The sequence below is a fragment of the Herbaspirillum sp. alder98 genome (genome assembly GCF_020179755.1).
Classification (GTDB): domain Bacteria; phylum Pseudomonadota; class Gammaproteobacteria; order Burkholderiales; family Burkholderiaceae_D; genus Herbaspirillum.
On record NZ_JAIUCY010000003.1, the window covers coordinates 170,664 to 186,319 of the forward strand.

A 15,656-nucleotide genomic window follows, 5' to 3' on the forward strand; every position below is an offset into this window, starting at 1 on the left:
GCCGGCCATTTTTTCACCGGCCATGCGGCAACGACGGTAAAATCGCTGTTCCGCCCGCGAAGCTGCTGCACAGCAACATTTTCTTTTCTGCGCTGCCTGCGCCATCCTTCGACCGGGCAAGACATGAACCTTGGTCTGCTGCGCAGAATTCTTTTGATATGAGTGGAAGCATCTTTCTGGTCGGGCTGATGGGATCCGGCAAGACAACCATCGGCCGGGCCCTGGCCAAAAAGCTGAACAAGCGTTTCATCGATTCGGACCACGAAATCGAGGCGCGCACCGGCGCATCGATCCCGGTCATCTTCGAGATCGAGGGCGAAGAAAGCTTTCGCCGGCGCGAAGCCGAAGTCATCCGCGAATTGAGCGCGCAACCCGATATCGTCCTGGCCACCGGCGGTGGCGCAATCCTGCACCCGGAAAGCCGCACCCACCTGAAGAATGGCGGCACCGTCATCTACCTGCGCGCCAGCATTAACCAGATCCTGCAACGCACCGGGCGCGACAAGAACCGTCCGCTGCTGCAGACCGCCGATCCACGGCGCAAGCTCGAAGAACTCTCGCGCCAGCGCGAGCCGCTGTACCGCGAGGTGGCCGACTTCGTGGTCGAGACCAATCGCCCCAACGTGCAGTTCCTGGTGCACACCATCATCAGCCACCTGGAACTGTCGCCCAAGCATCAAGGCGCCGACGATGCCGGATTCATCCCTGCCGCCGCTGCCGTTGCCGCCAACTTCATCACGCCCACCCACGCCACTGCCAGCATGAAACCAGCCACCGCCACGCCATCCGCCTCCCGCGTCACGATCAACGTCGAACTCGGCGAGCGCAGCTACCCCATCGTCATCGGCCGCGGCCTGCTGGACGACGCCACGCTGCTGCCGCAGTTCGTCAAGGGCAACCGCGCCGCCATCGTCACCAACGACAAGGTCGCGCCGCTCTATCTGGCACGCGCGGTCGCCGCCCTGCGCGGCGCCGGCAAGATCGTCACCGAGATCGTCCTGCCGGATGGCGAAGAGCACAAGAACTGGGGCAGCCTGATGCGCATCTTCGATGTGCTGCTGGCCGAGAAATGCGACCGCAAGACCACCCTCATCGCCCTCGGCGGCGGCGTGATCGGCGACCTCACCGGCTACGCCGCGGCCTCCTACATGCGCGGCGTGCCTTTCGTGCAGGTGCCGACCACCCTGCTGTCGCAGGTGGATTCGTCGGTCGGCGGCAAGACCGGCATCAACCACCCGCTCGGCAAGAACATGATCGGCGCCTTCTACCAGCCGCAGGCGGTTATTGCCGATACCGCCACGCTGCATACGCTGCCGCCGCGTGAATTGGCCGCCGGCATCGCCGAAGTGATCAAGCATGGCGCCATCATCGATGCGCCCTTCTTCGACTGGATCGAAGCCAACATCGGCGCCCTGGTCGCCAAGGACGACGCCGCCCTGGCCCACGCCATCCGTCGCTCCTGCGAGATCAAGGCCGATGTGGTGCGCCAGGACGAACGCGAGGGTGGCTTGCGCGCCATCCTCAACTTCGGTCACACCTTCGGCCACGCCATCGAAAACGGTCTCGGCTACGGCCATTGGCTGCATGGCGAAGCCGTCGGTTGCGGCATGGTGATGGCGGCCGACCTGTCACACCGCCTGGGCTACATCGACGCTACCGCCCGTGATCGGGTGCGCAGCGTGGTGGCCGCCGCCGGCCTGCCGGTGACGGCGCCCGACCTGGGCGTGCAGCGCTGGCTGGAACTGATGGAAGTCGACAAGAAGAACGAAGGCGGCCAGATCAAGTTCATCATGATCCGACCGCTCGGCAGCCCCCTGATCGACAACGCGCCGCAAGAACTCCTGCTGCAAACCCTTGCGGCCAGTATCAGCCCATAACTGCGGCACAGCGCCCAGCGCCACGCCACTGATGACACAGGTTACGACATGACATTCGAAGCGCCGCTGCCCCTTGCCCCCTACGCTGCCACTTCCGACCGCTCGCGCGGCCGGCGTTTCGCCGAAGCGCCGCCGGGGTCGCGCAGCGAGTTCCAGCGCGACCGGGACCGCATCGTCCACTCCACCGCATTTCGTCGCCTCGAGTACAAGACGCAAGTCTTCGTCAATCACGAGGGCGACCTGTTTCGCACCCGGCTCACGCACAGCATCGAAGTGGCGCAGATTGCCCGTTCGTGCGCCCGCAACCTGCAGCTCAACGAAGACCTGGTCGAAGCCATTTCGCTGGCGCACGATCTCGGCCACACGCCCTTCGGCCATGCCGGCCAGGATGAACTGAATCACTGCATGCGCGAATTCGGCGGCTTCGAGCACAATCTGCAAAGCCTGCGCGTGGTCGACCATCTGGAACAGCACTACGGCGCCTTCGATGGCCTCAACCTGAGCTTCGAGACGCGTGAAGGCATCCTCAAGCACTGCTCTGCCAACAATGCGCGCCAGCTGGGCGACATCGGCGAGCGCTTCCTGCAGAACCGCCAACCCTCGCTCGAGGCGCAACTGGCCAACCTGGCCGACGAGATCGCCTACAACAACCACGACATCGACGACGGCCTGCGTTCGGGACTGTTGAGCATGGCGCAGATGAGCGAGGTCGACTTCTTCGCGCGCCACCTGCGCCAGGCAGAAGAAGCCTATCCCGGCATCAGCGGACGACGCGTGATCCACGAGACCGTGCGCCGCATGATCAATGCACTGGTGGTCGACCTGATCCACACCTCGCAGGAGCGCATTGCCGAGGCCGCCCCGCACGACATCGAGGACGTGCGCAGCGCGGCGCCCCTGATCGCCTATTCGGACGCCATGGCCGCCGAAGCCACCGTGCTCAAGAAATTCCTGCGCGAAAACCTCTATCGCCATTTCCAGGTCAACCGCATGACGGCCAAGGCGCGGCGCATCATCGCCGAGATGTTCGACGCCTTCATCGGCCAGCCCAACCTGTTGCCGCCCGATTACCAGGTCCGCACTGGCGCCGACGAGGCCCAGCGCCAGCACCGGCAGGCGCGCCAGGTGGCCGACTATATCGCCGGCATGACCGACCGCTACGCCATCCGCGAGCATCGTCGCTTGTTCGTCATGGAATAACCGCATTGACGAGACGCTGCGTGACACGGAACGGCCTCATTGAACGGGCCGTTCCGATACGCGCCGCCTCACTAACAGCTCATCACCAGCGCACTTAATTTCCACACTGCAAAGGGTTTTGCGGCCAGGCAATCCTGATCACATCCGGTTACATCTTTTTTAAAAATAATTTTGTCGCTCGGGCGCGCTTGCGTCGCCCCGAGGCATTCCCTAACAGCCTTGTTCTGCAAGGCGTAGCGCCTGATGAGCCGGGGCGTCTCCTGTAGCGTCGGCGCGCTCAATAGCATGAAACCGACAGATGTAAATTTCTGTCAACATTCAGTTATCTCGACGTCCGCCGTAATGAAAGGATGGACGGCGTCTTCCATTCCCTTGCCGTTCCCTGAATCCGTCATGCCCCCTGGTAACGGATTCCCCTTTTGCACAGGAGAACCTCATGGCCATCACGACTTCCAGCGGCATCGACAACAAGTCGCTGCTTCCGACAACGGCGGACACCCAGAACCTGCCCGCCACCACCACGACCTCCACCGATAAGCTGGCCGATGCCCAAAAGGCCAATTTGCTCACGGAGGCCGGCGCCAAGGCGCAGCTCAATGTGTCGATCGTGAAGGCCTCGCTGGAGGTATCGATCAATTCGCAGAACGATCCCCTGGCGCTGGTCTACAAGAGCGCCATCGAAAACCTCAATGACGTGCTGCGCCCGGAACTGGGCGACAACGCGATCCAGGCCGCATCGTCGCAAGACAACTCGCCCGAGGCGACAGCTGGTCGCATCGTCGATTTCATCACCAACATGTTCGGCCTGTTCAAGCAGAACAATGCCAACAAGGACGACGGCACCAACGTCGACGACTACATGAGCCTGGTGCTCAAGGGTGTCGAACAGGGCTTCAAGGAAGCACGCGGCATTCTCGACGGCCTCAAGGTGCTCAATGGCGACATCGCCAGCAACATCGACAAGACCTACGACCTGGTGCAGAAGTCGCTGGCCGACTTCGTCGCCAAGATCAAGGGCGGCGGCAGCGACACCGAAGGCAGCGGCACCGGGACCGACGGCGATGGCAGCAGCGCATCGGCCACCCAGACCTCGGTGGATATCTCGATCTCGGTCTCGCAGACCCGCATCAGCACCACGGCCTGATCCTGCGCCGCTGCAGCGGCAATAGAAAACGGGCTGTTCCCTTGCAGGAACAGCCCGTTTTCATTGGCGTCGCCCACTAACGTTCAGTGGATCAACCCTTCAACTTGGCGAAGGCGGCGGCCATCGCATTGTTGCCCACCGGTTGCTCGCGCGAACGCTGGTTCTGGTGCTGCGACATGCGTTTCGCATCGTTGCGGTCGCCGCGCTGCTCGTTGCGGGCACCGGCCACCGGCGCAGCATCGGCCAGGCGCATGGTCAAGGCGATGCGCTTGCGCTTCTCGTCGACCTCCAGCACCTTCACCTTGACCACCTGACCGGCCTTCACGACCGAATGCGGGTCCTTGACGAAGGTGTTGGACAAGGCCGAGATATGCACCAGTCCATCCTGATGCACGCCGATGTCGACGAAGGCACCGAAGGCGGCCACGTTGGTGACCACGCCTTCCAGGATCATGTCGGGACGCAGGTCCTTGATTTCTTCCACGCCTTCCTTGAAGGTAGCCGTGGTGAATTCTGGACGCGGATCGCGACCGGGCTTGTCGAGTTCCTTGAGGATATCGGTGATGGTCGGCACGCCGAACTTCTCATCGGCATACTTGGCCGGCGACAGGCTCTTCAACAGACCGCTCTGGCCGATCACGCCCTTCACGTCCTTCTTGATATCGGTCAGGATCTTCTCGACCAGCGGATACGACTCGGGGTGCACGCCGGAAGCGTCGAGCGGATTGTCGCCGTTCATCACCCGCAGGAAGCCCGCCGCCTGCTCGAACGTCTTGTCACCCAGGCGCGGCACATCGCGCAGTGCGGCACGCGAATTGAACATGCCCTTCATGTCGCGATACGACACGATGCTTTGCGCCACGCTGCTGTTGAGACCCGACACGCGCGCCAGCAATGGCGCCGATGCGGTGTTGACATCCACGCCCACGGCGTTGACGCAATCCTCGACGACGGCGTCGAGCGAACGCGCCAGTTGCGACTGGCTCACATCGTGCTGGTACTGGCCCACGCCGATCGACTTGGGATCAATCTTGACCAGTTCGGCCAGCGGGTCTTGCAGGCGGCGAGCGATCGAGACGGCGCCGCGGATCGAGACGTCGAGGTCGGGCAATTCCTTGGACGCGAATTCGGACGCCGAATACACCGACGCCCCCGCCTCCGACACCACGATCTTGGTCAGCTTGAGTTCGGGCCGCATCTTGATCAGGTCCTGCGCCAGCTTGTCGGTCTCGCGCGAGGCGGTGCCGTTGCCGATCGAGATCAGCGACACCTTGTGCTTCTCGGCCAGTTGCGACAGCGTATGCAGCGTGCCATCCCAATCGTTGCGCGGCTGGTGCGGATAGACAGTAGCGATATCGACCACCTTGCCGGTAGCATCCACCACCGCCACCTTGACGCCGGTGCGCAGGCCCGGGTCCAGGCCCATCGTGGCACGTGGGCCGGCAGGTGCTGCCAGCAGCAGATCCTTCAGGTTGCGGGCGAAGACATTGATCGCTTCGGCCTCGGCTTCTTCGCGCAGCTTGGTCATCAACTCGGTGTCGAGGTGCATGAAGACCTTCACCCGCCATGCCCAGCGCACGGTGTCCGATAACCACTTGTCGGCTGCACGACCCTTGTTGGAAACGCCGAAACGCGCCGCGATGCGACCCTCGCAAGGGTTGTGCGGCGCATCCCACTTAGGCTTTTCTTCTTCGGTGTCCAGGCGCAGCGTGACCGTTAGAATTTCTTCGCGACGACCACGGAACAAGGCCAGCGCGCGGTGCGAAGGAATGGTGCCCAGGGTTTCCGAATAATCGAAGTAATCGGCAAATTTCTCGCCGGCGTCCTGCTTGCCCTCGACCACTTTCGATTCGACCACGCCATGTTCGCTCAGGTAGTCACGCAGGCTTTGCAGCAGTTCGGCGTCTTCCGAGAAGCGTTCCATCAGGATCTGGCGTGCGCCGTCGAGCGCAGCCTTGGCATCGGCCACGCCGGGGTTGTCGCCGTTGTCGGTGGTGAAGGCCGGCTTGAGGTACTTGGCCGCTTCTTCCTCGGGGTTCAGGGCCGGATCATTCAAGAGCGCATCGGCCAGCTCGGTCAGGCCGGCTTCGGCAGCGATCTGCGCCTTGGTGCGGCGCTTGGGCTTGTAGGGCAGGTACAAGTCTTCCAGGCGGGTCTTGTCTTCGGCATGGACGATGGCATCCAGCAGCACCGGCGTCATCTTGCCCTGCTCTTCGATCGAGGCGATGATCGCGGTGCGACGCGCTTCGAGCTCGCGCAGGTAGCGCAGGCGCTCTTCGAGCAGGCGCAATTGGATGTCATCCAGGCCACCGGTGGCTTCCTTGCGGTAGCGGGCGATGAAAGGAACGGTCGCACCTTCGTCCAGCAAGGCGATGGCGGCAGCGACCTGCACCGGCTTGGCGACGAGTTCAAGGGCGAGTCGTTGTTCGATAGAAGGCAGCATTGTGAAACCCAGTGGTGAAAAACAAGCGTTGGATGATACGCAATTCAACCGCGTGCGCCAATCCTGGCGTCAGTTAAATGCATGATGGGAGGACCGTCCCGATTGGACGCGGACCGACAAACTCGGGATAATCGCCGTTTGCATGCCCGCTTCCGGGCGTGCCCGCCGTTGAATTTCTGTCTACATTTGCAACATGTCCATCCGTCTCATCGTCGGTCTCGGCAATCCCGGACCTGAATACGAACAAACCCGGCACAACGCAGGCTTCTGGCTGGTCGACAACCTGGCCGGCCCGGTGCGCCTGGCGCGCGAAGCACGCTTCAACGCCTTCGCCGGCAAGACCAGCATCGCCGGCGCCGAAGTCTGGCTGCTCGAACCGCAGACCTTCATGAACCGCTCCGGGCAGTCGGTAGGCGCCTTGACCCGCTTCTACAAGATCGCCCCGGATGAAGTGCTGGTGGTGCACGACGAACTCGACCTCGCGCCCGGCGTGGCCCGCCTCAAGAAAGGCGGCTCATCGGGCGGGCACAATGGCCTCAAGGACATCACCGCCGCGCTCGGTACCCAGGACTACTGGCGCCTGCGCATCGGCATCGGCCATCCGCGCACGCTGGGCCTGCAGCAGCCGGTGGCCGACTTCGTACTGCACCGGCCGCGCAAGGAAGAACAGAGCCTGATCAACGAAGCGCTCGACAAGAGCCTGGGCGTCATCCCGCTACTGTGCCAGGGCAAGTTCGAGATAGCGACAATGGAACTGCACACCGTAAAATAACAAGAGTACGGCAACGGTTCGATTCAGTTCGAGCAGACATTGAAAAAGGGGCGTCCGCCATACGGAACGCCCCTTTTTTCGCGCCGCTTACTTCGGCGACGACAGTTTCTGCTCGAGTCCCTTGGCGTCGATCGCGCCCGGCACCCGCGAGCCATCGGTGAAGATGATGGTCGGCGTGCCGGTGACCTTCATCTTCTTGCCCAGCGCCAGCACGTCTTCGTGCGGTGCGGTGCAGCTGGCGGCGGCTGCAGGGGCCTCCTTGCCGCTGACCATCCAGTCGGTCCAGGCCTTGCCCGGATTGGCCGCGCACCAGATATTGCGCGACTTGACGATCGAATCGGGCGACAGGATGTTGTACTGGAAGGTATAGATCGTGATGTTGTCGACATCCTGCAAGGTCTGGTGCAGGCGCTTGCAATAGATGCAATTCGGATCCTCGAAGATGGCGATGGTACGCTTGCCGTTACCCTTCACCAGCTTGATCGCCTTGTCCAGCGGCAGGCCGGCGAACGGCACCTTGTTGATGGCTTCGATCTTTTCCTTGGTGAAATCGCGGTAGGTCTGGGCATCGACCACACGGCCGATGAACAGGTACTGCCCCTTGGCGTCGGTATAGATCACATCGCCGTCGATCTGGACCTCGTACAGCCCCGAATAGGGCGTCTTGGTAACGGCATCGACCTTGGCGCCATCGCCCAGGCGCGGCTCGATGGTCTTCTTGATAGTGGCTTCGATGCTATCCGCGGCGACCGCCTGGGCATGGGCGGACATGCCTGCCACGCTTGCCGCCAGCAACAGCACGGCGCTGAAAAACTTGTTCATGTGGATCCTGAGTCTAGTCAAATCAATTCAAATGCCGGGGCCATCCAGCGGCATTCATCGTGTCGGAAACGTACGCACGGGCTACCGACAAACCGCATACCTTACCGCAATCGGCGCTCACTTGCCCAGCGCGTGTCCAATCAGCCGGCGTTTCAAGAAGGGAATCTGATTGACGATGCTCATTCCGATGTTGCGCGCCAATCGTATCGGCTCCGCCTGCGTCGAAAAGATTCGATTGAGCCCGTCGGTGGCGATCTGCATCAGCAGCACTTCCTCCTTGCGGGCGCGGGCGTAGCGGCGCAAGACGCGCGCATCACCGCAATCGAGCTGCGGCTCACGCGCCAGCAAGGTCTGGATCAGGCTCGCCACATCGGCAAAGCCCAGGTTCATGCCATGCCCGGCCATGGGATGCACGACATGGGCGGCGTCGCCGATCAGCGCCACACGCGGCGCGACCATGGCGTGCGGGCGGATCAGCGCCAGCGGGAAGTCACGCACCACCTCCGGCTGCAGGGGCGACAACGCCCCCAGTACGGGCGCGGCCCACGCGGCCAGGCGCTCGGCCAGCTGCGTCGCAGAAAGGCCCAGCAATTGGTCGGCCAGCGCATCGGGCGCCGACCATACCAGCGACACCCGATTACCTGGCAGCGGCAGCAGCGCGATGACGCCGTCGCTCGGACTGAACCATTGATGGGCCACGCCCTGGTGCGGTTTTTCGCAAGTGAAGTTAGTGACGATGGCGCGCTGGCGATAGGCCCGATAATCGAGGCCGATATCACATTGCCCGCGCACCCACGAATGTGCGCCATCGGCGCCCACCACCAGCGGCGCGCTGATTTGCTGGCCGGATTCGAGGCTCAGCGTGGCCTGCTCGGGCGACACTGCCAGCCCGATGGCGCGACCGTGCACCACCGAGACATTGGGAGCGAAGCGCAAGGCGGCGTCGAGCGCCGTGTCGAGATTGCGATCCTCGACGATCCAGGCCAGCGCATCGGTGCGCGCGCCATAGGCATCGAACGACAGCAGGCCGGCGCGTGCACCCTCGGCATCGATGCCGTCGCCACGGACGGTCATGTTATCCACAGGCGCCACGCGCCCCGCATCCATCGCCTCCCAAACCCGCACGGACGAAAGCAGATTGCGGGCGGAATGGTTCAGCGCATAGACCCGCACATCCCAACTGGCCTGGTCAGCGGCAGGCGTCTTGACCGGCGGCGCCAGCAGCGTCACCCGAAAGCCAGCCTGGGCCAGCCCGAGCGCGGCCGTCTTGCCTACCGCGCCGTTGCCGACGATGCAGATATCGGGGCCGACTGCCGTCGGTGAGGAATGAGGGTGTTGGGCGTTTGATGTCATGAAACGCATTATAAACAACGAAGGCCAAAGCTTTTTTTGATTAAAGTTAAGAAAGCTCTTGCATAAACTAAAAAAGTCGCTATACTTCTCCGTCTTGGCCTGGTAGCTCAGTCGGTAGAGCAGAGGATTGAAAATCCTTGTGTCGGTGGTTCGATTCCGCCCCGGGCCACCAAGATATGTTGTTCAGAAGAGGCAGCCACACTTTCGAGTGTCGCTGCCTTTTTTGCGTCCTCAGCCGTTGCCATCAGCAATCGTCAATGCTGTGTTTGCGTCAGGTCCGGTATGCCCCGATTCTTTACGCCCCAGTACAAAGCACTGATCTCCGACCTAGTCCAAATTCATTCTTTTTCGAGCAGTTTTTGAAAATGAAGAACGAGGCTCGACTGCTGCCCTCCCAAGGGCGCAAAGAACTCGCGGTCGACGGCTTCAACAACCGTAACAGCCTTCTGCGCCAACTCGCGCCCGGCACGGGATGCAGAAATGACCTTTGCCCTCGTATCGGTCGGATGCGATTCACGCTCGAACAGCCCATTCGCAAGGAGCGCCCTCACTACTTGAGAGGTCGTCATGGGATCGCTACCAGTCAGTTGGGATAACTTCGCCTGCGTCAGCGGCTCGTCGGAACCGAACCAGGTGACGACTGCCAGCATGACGAACTGCGTATGCGTCAGGCCAAGCGGTTGCAAGGCGGCGCGTTGCTCACGCTGCCATATGTTAGAGATACGCCATAACAAAAACCCCGGACTGTCTGACGGTCCCTTGTGCTGGGTAGGAAGTGGCTTGGGCTTTACCATTCGTTTCTCATCTCGCTCATGTCTGCCTGCATTTCCTGGGCGATCCTGTGCATGTCATTGGTCGTCAATGGAATCAGTCCGCGCCTGAGTGCCATGCCCCAATTCGGAGCGGCACACAGATCAAGGTGGTGTCGCAGAGCCTCCAGCGGGACTTCATTGGCCGCAGCATACCGGACTCGGCGCCTGAAGGGCACGAAGCCATTGCCCATGTCGTATTCGAAGATGTCCTCGTCTTGCACCGTTCCTATTGCCGTGAATGCCCTCAGGGATGGGCCATTCATTTCTACCGTTGGCGAGTAGTAGATGAAAATATCGTTCTTTCTGATCTGGCGTAAAGGCCCCGCTTTTCCATGGCAGACCTGCGCAAAACCTCCCGCTACACCGCGTATCACATGCGATCGCGACACCACGCCCAGCCATGCGCGGCTCATTTCCCTTCCCTGCTTTCCGCTTGAGCTGCCAACGCACGCAGGACCTCGGGGAAGTCGGCGGAAACGCCCGCACAGATATCTTCAGCGTTTTCCCCCACGACATCAATCGAGTAGGTAATGCGATGGCATTCGTTCGATATCCGGCTGACGCTGTGTTTTACACGGACGGTAATATCGCCAAGCATGGTCTCGTCGGTAAAGAAATCAGGCTCAACCACTTCTACGAGTTGCGACAGGATGATCTCCTGATCAGGCAGCACCATGGTCATCCACGCTCCCTCAGCGAAAGGGCCGTCAATAGTGCATGCGTGCACACCGGCATTCCATTGCTTCCACTCTGTTACGGACTTGAAGAAATCCCAGACTGTTATGGCTGAGGCCGTCGTGTCGAAATGATAGGAGGCGTGGGCGCGGGTCGTTTCATGCATGTTGATCTCCATTTAATATGTGCACATATTATATATGCGCTTATATTATTGATCAATGGAATTGCTCTCTCGGACCAGGCAATCACGACACACAGGTCGCAGTGACGGGGATCTTCTCGAACGAGTCAGCTGAGCTCTGAAATAACGATGGAGGCACAATCGGTCCGATATAACCCGGTCACGAAATCCTTAACTCCCCCAGATGTTCGATAACTGCTCGCACCTTCGGCAAATGCCGTCGCACCTGCTGCCATACGATATGCAACGGCAGCCCCGGCGTAACAAGCTCCGGCATGATCTTTACCAGCGTTCCGGCTCGCACCTGCTCATCGACCAGCCATGTAGCAAGCTGGGCGATCCCATAGCCGGCCTCCACTGCAGCGACCTGCGCCTCTGCCTGTCCCAGCGTAATCCGTCCCGCCACGTGCTGGCGCAGGGTCGGGCCGTTCGCCCGAGGCAACAGCCATGGGCTGGGGCTTCCATCCGCTCTCCCATACAACACCGCTTGATGTGACAGCAGATCATCGCTAGACCGAGGGTGCCCGTTCTGCGCCAGATAAGCAGGCGACGCACAGAAAATCAGCTCTTCATGCCCAAGGTATAGATGTCCGAGGTGCTCCGGCCAGGTGTCACTTCCGCCAATCCTCACGACCACGTCGAGGCCATCGTCGACCAGGTCGACAAACCTGTCCGTAAAGGAAACCTTAGGATTTACCCCGGGATACTCCCGCGAGAAATCGAGCAGGCGCGGCAAGACGCGGAGACGTCCAAACGTCGCCGGCAGATCGATGCGAAGCGGCCCGGACGGTACTTCTGCATTGCGCGAAAGCGCGCGCTCCGCTTCTGCCAGCTCAGCGAGAATGCGGGCGCTGACTTTATAGAACGCATTGCCTCCGTCTGTGAGCTCCATGCGTCGCGTGCTTCGCTCGAACAGCCGGGTGCCAATTCGCTCTTCCAGGCGCGCAATGCTCTTGCCGACAGCAGAACTGGTCAGGTTGAGCCGATCTGCCGCAGCAGTAAAGCTCCCGGCCTCCACGACTGCGATAAAGGTTTCCAGTCCCTTCAGACGTTCGGTGGAATTCATCATGATTAATTAGAGAATTTATTTCCGCAACTAACAGGAAAAATGATCCGATATAAGAATAATAATCTTATATATCATGGCGGCATTAATGTGATGGAGAAATCAGATGTCCAGTGTTGCCCCTGCGGAAGAGTTGAGCGCGGAAGCTCATCGCGGCCGATCTGCCGCGATTCCCGTCCTGGCGGTAGCGGCATTCATTATCGTTACCACCGAGTTCCTGATCGTAGGATTGTTACCCGCCATCGCACGCGACCTGTCCATTTCAGTCGCCCGGGCCGGTCAGCTGGTCACGTTCTTTGCCGTTGTAGTGATGCTGTTCGGCCCATTCCTGACGGCGTGGCTTGCCAACTTCAACCGCAAGCGCCTGTTCATTTCTGTTCTGGTGTTGTTCGCTTTTTCCAATGGGCTGGCGGCCATTGCGTCCAACTATTGGATACTGGCCATCGCTCGACTGTTGCCCGCGCTGGCGTTACCGGTGTTCTGGGGCACCGCCAGTGAAACGGCCGCCCAGATCGCCGGTCCGGATAAAGGCGGGCGCGCGGTATCGACGGTCTACCTTGGTATCTCGGCAGCCATGCTTTTCGGTATTCCATTAGGAACGCTGGCGTCGGATGTGATCGGGTGGAGAGGCGCGTTCGGTATCCTCGCGGTCCTGTCACTGATGATCGCGCTGCTGACCTATTGGACCATGCCGCCCACTCGCGCAATGGCGCATGTGCGCATGGCAGATCAGGCAAAGATCCTGAAGAGTCCGGTCTTCGTCATCAACGTCGCGCTATCCGTCCTGGTGTTTACCGCCATGTTCACGGGCTATACCTATCTGGCGGAAATGCTTGAGCAGTCGGCCGGCATCGCACCCGCCATGGTGGGCTGGTGGCTGATGGGCTTCGGCGCGGTCGGCCTGTTCGGCAATTGGCTGGGTGGTCTGTGGGTGGACAAGAAGCCGCTGGCAACGACAGTCGCCTTTTGTCTGGTATTGGCGATCGGCATGGCAGCCTCGACGTTACTGGTCGGTGATCATGTCCTGTTTGCGGGTGCGTTGGCAGTATGGGGCATCGCCAATACAGCGCTCTATCCAATCTGCCAGATCCGGGTGATGAAGGCGGCTTCAGAAGCGCAGGCCTTGGCGGGCACACTGAACGTCTCGGCCGCAAACGGCGGCATCGCGCTCGGCGCGGCAGTTGGCGGATTCAGCCTGGCGTCACTTGGCGCGCACAATGTTGGCTATGTTGCGGCTTCTGTCGCGCTGATTGCCGCGCTCGCAGGTCTGCTGGTCATCAGGTGTTATCGGCATAAGTAATCGCCTGTGATCCCGATTTGGCGAGTCTGCTCGTTGAATTAATTTGATGCCTCTCACCGCCGCTCGCCACCATTAACAAACCGCAGCTCCACGCGCCGATTGCGCTCGTCCCGGGGATCGATGCCAGGCAACGGTTGCGAATCACCATAGCCGGCCACGATCACACGCTTAGACGCTTCGCTGCCGGCACGACCGATCAGCAGCAGGCGAGCCTCCCGGGCACGGGCGGCGGATAAGGTGAAGTTATCGTCATAGACCGTGCAGAAGCTGCGGTAGTCGGTCACCGGCGCCTTCACCGGCTTGTCGTCGGTATGGCCCTCGACATAGATGCGGCCGCTCTGGAACTGCTGCAGATACTCCGCGATCTGCCCTTCGACCTTGGCAAAGGCGGCCTTGGCCTCTGGTTCGATGCAGGCGCTACCGCTACGGAATGCCCGCTCCTTCAGGGTGACCTTGCCGGTTTCTGCATCGATGGCCACGTAGCTGGACGCGCCCTGCTGCGCAAAGGCAGACTCCATCTGCCCCAGCACCGCCGTTACACGTTGCTGCTGTTGCTCCTGGGCGCGCTGCACCACCTCTCGCTGCACCACCTCTTCCGGCTTCTTCGCGACCTCGGACGGTGCGGCTTTGGCTTGCGCCTGCGGCAGAACGGCTACTTGTCGCTGCGCCAGCGCCACTGTCAGCAGCACGATGACGATGGCCACCACGCCCGACATGAGATCGGCCAGGACGATCCATTCGTTAGGCTTTCCCTTCATCGCTGGTCCTCAGGCTGATGCGTCTTCAGGGCGCGATACCGCGCGGCCTGTGCCGACAGGCGGCTGCGCAAGACGCTGCAAGGCCTCCAGCAATTCGGCGTGACGCACATGGGCACGTTGCGCCTCGGCCCGCTGCACCGCCAACAGGGCATCGATGGATTGGACGATCGGGGCAATCTGCTGCAGGCCGGCGGCGGCTTCTTTCTGGATCTGTTGTTCTGCGGCCAGCGCTGCGCGCTGCTGGATGGTCCTGGTGCTCCAGGCCAGGCGGGCTGCGTCGACCGGAAACAGCATCGCCCAGATCTTGAGGAACAGGAAAGCGATGATGCCCCAGGTAGATATCTTGAACTTGGAACCCAGCGCATCCAGGATCGGCGTCAGGCTGCCGAGCGCATCGGCGCCGCCCAGCACGCCGGCCGCATCGTTCAACGCCAGTCCCAGGCCGATGAAGGTGCCAAGCAGGCCGAACACCAGCAGCAGACTGGGGAGCACATCGGCCCAGCGCTCGGGCGCGGTGGCGACGGCCTGGCTGAGCTGCTCCGGCGTGTCATGGATGGCCGCCTGATGGTCGGCGCCCTCGATTGCCGCCAGGCGGCGTTGCCAGTTGCCTGGACGGGCGTTTAGCCGGGTCAGCACCGGGATCAGGATGATTGCCGCGACAAACACCAGTGCAAAGATGATCTGCAAGGTGGCGAAGATCGAGCCATCCAGTTGGGGGAGGAAAAACGACAAGGGCGACTTATCCATGGCATTTCACCAGGCTGGCCATGCCGGACATCTTTCCCACTTCCCCGATTGCACTGAACACCCCCATTTTTTCACCTTCCGTGACTTGTGTTGTTGTAACGGAAGCCTAACAGAAAGGCCGGGGCCAGGGATCAGGTTCTTGCTGCATCAACAACAAAAAAGGGGCTCAGGCATCAGCCTGAACCCCTCATCAACGGTGACCGAAACGGATCAGTGCGCGCTCGAACTTTCCTGGGGCGCGGCGTTGCTATAAACGTTCTTCCAGACATAGGCCGCGAACGCCAGGGCGCTGATGCCGAAATACATTGCATAGGCGTCCAGTGCGAAGGAGGCGACGTGCGACACGGTCTGATAGGCGTTCATTTTTTCCCTCTCGGTGAATGTGCTTGGCGATTTGCCATGACGTCATCTTAGGGAGGAGGGCTTGAATCGAATATCGGGATTTTCCCGATGTGGCAAAAACGACAACTAACCATCAGGCCTCGACACATTTTCCAACGGGA

The 15,656-nt window shown here is 61.1% G+C and carries 15 protein-coding genes and 1 tRNA gene; 6 read left to right on the forward strand and 10 right to left on the reverse strand.

What is annotated here, in order from left to right; all coding sequences use genetic code 11:
• Positions 1-158: 158 nt before the first annotated feature.
• The 3 genes from aroKB to LBW87_RS08715 all read left to right on the forward strand — a co-directional run bounded on the left by aroKB (position 159) and on the right by LBW87_RS08715 (position 4,221).
• Positions 159-1,877: a bifunctional shikimate kinase/3-dehydroquinate synthase AroKB gene (gene aroKB, locus LBW87_RS08705; protein ID WP_225201055.1), complete on the forward strand. Its 1,719-nt coding sequence runs from the start codon at positions 159-161 to the stop codon at positions 1,875-1,877.
• Between the two features lie 48 nt (positions 1,878-1,925).
• Complete coding sequence (locus tag LBW87_RS08710; RefSeq protein WP_225201056.1) at positions 1,926-3,077, forward strand: deoxyguanosinetriphosphate triphosphohydrolase; 1,152 nt, start codon at positions 1,926-1,928, stop codon at positions 3,075-3,077.
• Between the two features lie 436 nt (positions 3,078-3,513).
• Positions 3,514-4,221, forward strand: coding sequence for a DUF5610 domain-containing protein (locus LBW87_RS08715; RefSeq protein ID WP_225201057.1), 708 nt, complete (start codon positions 3,514-3,516; stop codon positions 4,219-4,221).
• A gap of 91 nt (positions 4,222-4,312) precedes the next feature.
• On the opposite strand, the gene LBW87_RS08720 is transcribed toward LBW87_RS08715, so the two are convergent.
• Complete coding sequence (locus LBW87_RS08720) at positions 4,313-6,664, reverse strand: Tex family protein (protein ID WP_225201058.1); 2,352 nt, start codon at positions 6,662-6,664, stop codon at positions 4,313-4,315.
• A gap of 193 nt (positions 6,665-6,857) precedes the next feature.
• On the opposite strand from LBW87_RS08720, the gene pth reads away from it, so the two are divergent.
• On the forward strand, positions 6,858-7,436 hold the full coding sequence (pth, locus tag LBW87_RS08725) for an aminoacyl-tRNA hydrolase (RefSeq protein WP_225201059.1): 579 nt from the start codon (positions 6,858-6,860) through the stop codon (positions 7,434-7,436).
• A gap of 87 nt (positions 7,437-7,523) precedes the next feature.
• Here the strand turns inward: pth and LBW87_RS08730 are convergent, their stop codons facing one another.
• Both LBW87_RS08730 and LBW87_RS08735 read right to left on the reverse strand, forming a co-directional pair.
• The gene (locus LBW87_RS08730) at positions 7,524-8,258 is read right to left on the reverse strand and encodes a DsbC family protein (protein WP_225201060.1); all 735 of its coding nucleotides are present in this window, start codon (positions 8,256-8,258) and stop codon (positions 7,524-7,526) included.
• Between the two features lie 117 nt (positions 8,259-8,375).
• Positions 8,376-9,611, reverse strand: a complete 1,236-nt coding sequence (locus LBW87_RS08735; protein WP_225201061.1) for a UbiH/UbiF family hydroxylase — start codon at positions 9,609-9,611, stop codon at positions 8,376-8,378.
• A 96-nt stretch (positions 9,612-9,707) separates the two neighbouring features.
• On the opposite strand from LBW87_RS08735, the gene LBW87_RS08740 reads away from it, so the two are divergent.
• Positions 9,708-9,783, forward strand: a tRNA-Phe gene (locus LBW87_RS08740).
• 166 nt (positions 9,784-9,949) lie between these two features.
• Here LBW87_RS08740 and LBW87_RS08745 read toward each other — a convergent pair.
• The 4 genes from LBW87_RS08745 to LBW87_RS08760 form a co-directional block, all read right to left on the reverse strand.
• Entirely contained in the window at positions 9,950-10,405 is a 456-nt protein-coding gene (locus LBW87_RS08745) for a MarR family winged helix-turn-helix transcriptional regulator (protein WP_225201062.1), read from the reverse strand.
• Positions 10,399-10,836 carry an EVE domain-containing protein gene (locus tag LBW87_RS08750; RefSeq protein WP_225201063.1) on the reverse strand — a complete coding sequence of 146 codons (438 nt, stop codon included), beginning with the start codon at positions 10,834-10,836 and terminating at the stop codon, positions 10,399-10,401. Before LBW87_RS08750 ends, LBW87_RS08745 begins: the two co-directional genes overlap by 7 nt.
• Positions 10,833-11,264 carry an SRPBCC family protein gene (locus LBW87_RS08755; RefSeq protein ID WP_225201064.1) on the reverse strand — a complete coding sequence of 144 codons (432 nt, stop codon included), beginning with the start codon at positions 11,262-11,264 and terminating at the stop codon, positions 10,833-10,835. The genes LBW87_RS08750 and LBW87_RS08755 overlap by 4 nt, the downstream gene beginning before the upstream one ends.
• Before the next feature lie 178 nt (positions 11,265-11,442).
• On the reverse strand, positions 11,443-12,348 hold the full coding sequence (locus LBW87_RS08760; RefSeq protein WP_225201409.1) for a LysR substrate-binding domain-containing protein: 906 nt from the start codon (positions 12,346-12,348) through the stop codon (positions 11,443-11,445).
• A 106-nt stretch (positions 12,349-12,454) separates the two neighbouring features.
• Between LBW87_RS08760 and LBW87_RS08765 the strand changes: the two genes are divergently transcribed.
• Positions 12,455-13,648 carry an MFS transporter gene (locus LBW87_RS08765; RefSeq protein WP_225201065.1) on the forward strand — a complete coding sequence of 398 codons (1,194 nt, stop codon included), beginning with the start codon at positions 12,455-12,457 and terminating at the stop codon, positions 13,646-13,648.
• A gap of 53 nt (positions 13,649-13,701) precedes the next feature.
• Here LBW87_RS08765 and LBW87_RS08770 read toward each other — a convergent pair whose 3' ends face one another.
• From LBW87_RS08770 to LBW87_RS08780, 3 genes are all read right to left on the reverse strand, one after another.
• Positions 13,702-14,406, reverse strand: coding sequence for a flagellar motor protein MotB (locus LBW87_RS08770; protein WP_225201066.1), 705 nt, complete (start codon positions 14,404-14,406; stop codon positions 13,702-13,704).
• Between the two features lie 9 nt (positions 14,407-14,415).
• Positions 14,416-15,153, reverse strand: coding sequence for a hypothetical protein (locus LBW87_RS08775; RefSeq protein WP_225201067.1), 738 nt, complete (start codon positions 15,151-15,153; stop codon positions 14,416-14,418).
• Between the two features lie 210 nt (positions 15,154-15,363).
• Positions 15,364-15,516 carry a hypothetical protein gene (locus LBW87_RS08780; RefSeq protein ID WP_225201068.1) on the reverse strand — a complete coding sequence of 51 codons (153 nt, stop codon included), beginning with the start codon at positions 15,514-15,516 and terminating at the stop codon, positions 15,364-15,366.
• Positions 15,517-15,656 lie beyond the last annotated feature (140 nt).